Consider the following 4,297-nt stretch of genomic DNA (forward strand, 5'->3'; position numbering starts at 1 on the left):
ATTAATTATGAAATGGAACCGAAAGATCAAAAACAAAGGTAACTTAGTTAATGCAGTTTAGATGTCGAACAGCTTAGCTCCATTTGAGAGCCAAAAATGTACTGCTTAGCTAACTCTTCATCGAATAAGTCTTTTGCCCATCTGGGTTGAATGGGAATCATGAAAGTAGGGAGGTCAGCATCAATAATCTTAGCAGGCCAAAGGCGACGTTCAAGCTCTGCCATCGTTCCTATATCTTGAATTAATTCGGGAGTGTTAAGGGTGTCTGCAATTTTCATGCAGAAATTATATTCTTCCCCTATTTTTGCTAGGGTTGCCAGTTTGATAGACAGATTTGCTGCTGTTTCTGCTACAGGCGGATTTGCCTTTAAATACCCATTTTCAACTCGAACAAAAGCATCTTCTTGAATAGCTTGTATAACAATTTCATCGAGATGCTGGTCAATAAGTCTCGTAAATTGCCTGTTTTCTTTTACTGAAACTGATATGGAGTGGAAAAGTAAGTACCGTGCAAGTGCCGCTGCTAGAATACCGCGTTTAACTCGGAGCATTGTAACTTCTAATTCGTGATTTTTATGTTGACAATAGGCAATTAAAGCAAGGGGTTGATTTTCACCATCTAAAACGACATGACACTTAAATTTATCTGGATTGGCAATTATCTGGCGCAGATTTTTCTGAAAATCGGCTATTTTTTCTGCTCTATCAATCGCATAAAAACAGTTTGTTAACAGTATTTTATCAAATTTGCTATCAATTAGTTGAATGGTGAGATTCTGTATGCCGACAAACCGTACCGGTTGATATTGAGTATCTCTGCGAACATCATCCAGTTTAACAATTAAATCTGTAGGAGTCATAATTGCTAAACTAAAGTTTTCATAGACGGCATCTGCTAAAGCTAATATTTTGGGATCGCGAGTTAAAAAAATTAAGTAATCAGCAGCAATAGCTTGTGCTAATTGACGAACTAATGCTTCGTTTATTTCATCAAGATTGATACTAGAAATTAGACGATTGAGAGACTTAAATTTTGTTTCAAAAGCCTGCCGCTCGCAGTGGATTTTAGTAAAAGTCTCCCCTAACAGGCGTTTACGCTTTCGGAGATGGACATCAGAGATCGCGTTTATTGCCTTAAAAATCTCATCGGTAATACACAATTCCAAATAATCTTGTAACCAGTCAGCAAGTAGAGAGTCTGATTCCGCGCTTTCAATATCTTCATTGCCGTGCAATTCTAAGAAAATACTTGTATCAATAACAGCACAAATTTTAGACTCAAGTTGTTGTGCAGCAGCTTGAGAAAATATAGTTGGATGACCGTGATCCAACCACCAAACAGTAAGCAGTTTACCCTCCTTACTTCTTCCAGGCCGATCGTTGAGAGGAATAAAACCCAGTGTTTCCCACATTCTGTCTATTCCATAATCGCGACGGCATTTGAGTTGAATTCCATAAAAGTTCTGAGTTTTTTGGCTGAGGGAATTGACTAGCTGTTTAGTAACACCCCGGCCGCGATATGCAGGATCGACGCAGAGATGAACGATAGCAATAATGTTGCTGCGACGCACTGGTCGGTAAAGCAGATAGCCAATGCAATTTTTTTGAGAATTGAGTGCTATAAGTATCACCCGATCTCTTGCACTTTTGCGGAAAGCACCTTCTGTAAAAAAACCCAGAGTTTTTTTATTGGCATCACCTAGGGCTATAACAGTTTCTAAATGGGGGGATGTTTCGTCAATCTCTTCAATCGTCACCTGTCTTTCTTCTGTCACTTTTTTGTACCTCCTTAAGTTACCGCCATACCTCAGTTTGATCTAAATTTACTACTGAGTCAATGATTTGGGTGGCTATCTCGCCCTTACTTCCCTCTCAGTATCACATTACAAGCGGCTGGGAAAGTCGGGAGTCATAAAGTACGATCGCACCCACCATCCTTACCCACATCAAATGCCCTGCCAAACCAGTAACACTGGCAAAACCGCTAACAACTGTTCCCGGAAAATTTAAACTTGTGTCGAAACAATCTAAACGTGCTATATTCAACTCCGTAAACCCTGAACTGCGCTTTCAGGTAATGCAAATTTATAAACGAGTCAACTGAATGCTCTCTACTTTCAAGAAATTAGCTTCAATTGCAATCATCTTTGCCGCCCTAAAACTTTTACTTAATTATCCGCCTTTCAGAGAAATAGAAAATTATATCGCAAATAGAAACCCAGCAAGTGCCACCTTAGACAATGGAACTCTGCAGCAAAAATCCAGCAGCCCGCCTCCGGTACTTCCCAAAAAACCACCTGAGCAAACCTTTGATGTAGTAGTATATGGTGATGAAGTGCCGGGGATATGTGCGGCGATATGGGCGAAGAAAACTTTAGGCGCAAAGGGCAAAGTTGCGATCGTGCGATCGAACTACGGAAGAGCACCTTTGGGCGGGTTACTCACCCGCGGCGGTTTAGCTTACATCGATGTAGATAAAATCCCCGGTTGGTATCGCCAACCCTACGCCCAATGTTTTAAGGAATTCTTAGATAAAGCGGATGCGCCCGAATCTTGCTTAGACCCAAAAAGGGCAGATCAAGCTCTCAGGCAAATGCTTTCAGCAGCAAAAGTCAGAGTTATTTCCAACTCCACTCTTACTCCCCACGTCGTAGATAATAAAATCGAATATGCCGAAGTCAAAGGCAGCACATTAAGAATTAAAGCCAACTCTTTTATTGACGTAACTCAAGACGCGGAATTAGCCAGAAAAGCCGGATTATCTTATTATACAGGATATCAATCTCAGAATATAAAATCCAAAAATGAAACTTTAGCAGTCTCTGTAGTTCCGAGAATTACAGGGATAACGATGTCCGAATTCCGCAGTATAGAAGATGAAATTCTATACAATCGGCCTTTGGTAAAAAAGATTAAAGAAAGCATTATGAAATCTAAAGATCCGGCTAGTACAAAATTCTGGATGAGGAATTTCTGGAGTACGATTTATCAGCCATATACAGACGGCTACGACATCAGAAGCGTAGCCATAGGTGCAGCGTATCACATAGACAGAAAGCTGCCCTTTAGTCAAAATAAAGGATTCTTTTTTGATAAAGGCAATGTCTGCGTTTATAACAAGAATGTGCTGTCCTGGAACGGGTTTCTGTTTAAATACCAAGTTGACCAAATCATGAAGATGGAAGCTAATGGCAGAAAACCGACTCCTGAAATGATTAGAGAAATGTCATTTCTCCAATACTGGCTACAAAAGAAGTCTGGTAAAGATGTGAGAGTATTTCTTCCAGACGAGATTTATATCAGGCAAAGTTTGAACGTTCGCGATGTTGTAGATCCGCTGACGGGGCAGGAGATTATCAAAGGGGGAACAGTACCTGAAAAGTCGATCGGCAGTTTTTCCTACGATTTCGATATGCGGGGCGGAGTCAAGAATTTATCTGCGAGAATTCCGCCGCTGCCAGTCTATAATTTCGGGATAGAAAGCGCTTTGGCTAGCAAAGTCAAGAATTTAGCCATTGTAGGGCGATCGTCCGGTTATGTGGGTATGGCTGTATCCGTCGGGCGAATTGCGACGGTGAATATTTATCAAGGACAAGGTGTGGGCGTGGCCGCTGGTTTGGCTAGCAAGTTCGGCGTGCCGCTGAATTCGATTACTTCGGCTGAAACGAAAAAAACTCTTGAGACTTTAACGGGGAAAACGACGTATTTGTCGGGGAGAGATACGAGTTATGGAGTTGATTATAAGGAGGTAAAGTAATCGAGGTATAGTAGCAGTCCGTGTTGCTATACGAGGTTAAACCTGCCTACAAACTATAAACTTTTGTTTGAGTTTTAGAACAAAAAACGCAATTCCTGGAGTTTGATAGCTGTTATACCTTGCGATCTTTAATTATTGCAAGTTGTTTTACCAGTAGGACTAATGCAAAAAAACGGTTGAGCTGCAAAATCGTGGCTTTCTCCGAGAGAATACGGGTTTTGGATTAGGGATTTCTGTCAAATAAGATATTAAAAGGATTTTACCACTGAAGATGTCGAAACCTCATATTCGACGGCGCAAGATTCCCCAACTCTTAGATATCCTCTCGATCTTCGCTCTGCTGCTGCTCGTATTCTGTAATAATGTTCTGAATATCCTCTGCTGCAATATCGACTTGTTCGGACTTGGTGTAAAGGGTCAGCAAAATGATTCCCGTTGCTGTTTGGACGTAGTAAATTAAACGGTAAGTAGGTCGGCGCAAAAAAACCGAACTATGTTAAGATAAGTAAACAAAGAGAATATATCTACTGAGGTAACTAA

General features: G+C 40.8%; 4 protein-coding genes. 1 reads left to right on the top strand and 3 read right to left on the bottom strand.

Annotated features, from left to right (window positions below; translation table 11 throughout):
- Nucleotides 1-47: 47 nt before the first annotated feature.
- Nucleotides 48-1,775: a GNAT family N-acetyltransferase gene (locus Q5691_RS27285; RefSeq protein ID WP_333348353.1), complete on the bottom strand. Its 1,728-nt coding sequence runs from the start codon at nucleotides 1,773-1,775 to the stop codon at nucleotides 48-50.
- Nucleotides 1,776-1,878: 103 nt separating this feature from the next.
- The gene (locus Q5691_RS27290; protein ID WP_333348356.1) at nucleotides 1,879-2,046 is read right to left on the bottom strand and encodes a hypothetical protein; all 168 of its coding nucleotides are present in this window, start codon (nucleotides 2,044-2,046) and stop codon (nucleotides 1,879-1,881) included.
- 58 nt (nucleotides 2,047-2,104) lie between these two features.
- Here Q5691_RS27290 and Q5691_RS27295 point away from each other — a divergent pair, with 58 nt between their 5' ends.
- A complete protein-coding gene (locus Q5691_RS27295; RefSeq protein ID WP_333348359.1) occupies nucleotides 2,105-3,757 on the top strand; it encodes an FAD-dependent oxidoreductase in 1,653 nt (550 codons plus the stop codon).
- Between the two features lie 313 nt (nucleotides 3,758-4,070).
- On the opposite strand, the gene Q5691_RS27300 is transcribed toward Q5691_RS27295, so the two are convergent.
- The gene (locus Q5691_RS27300) at nucleotides 4,071-4,238 is read right to left on the bottom strand and encodes a hypothetical protein (protein WP_333348361.1); all 168 of its coding nucleotides are present in this window, start codon (nucleotides 4,236-4,238) and stop codon (nucleotides 4,071-4,073) included.
- Nucleotides 4,239-4,297: the final 59 nt, after the last annotated feature.

Origin of the sequence: Microcoleus sp. w1-18aA5 (assembly GCF_036701705.1) — a bacterium.
Lineage (GTDB): Bacteria > Cyanobacteriota > Cyanobacteriia > Cyanobacteriales > Microcoleaceae > Microcoleus.

Excerpts from the sequence above, each read along its gene's own strand:
- Q5691_RS27295 (WP_333348359.1), top strand. The coding sequence starts at position 2,105 with ATGCTCTCTACTTTCAAGAAATTAGCTTCAATTGCAATCATCTTTGCC.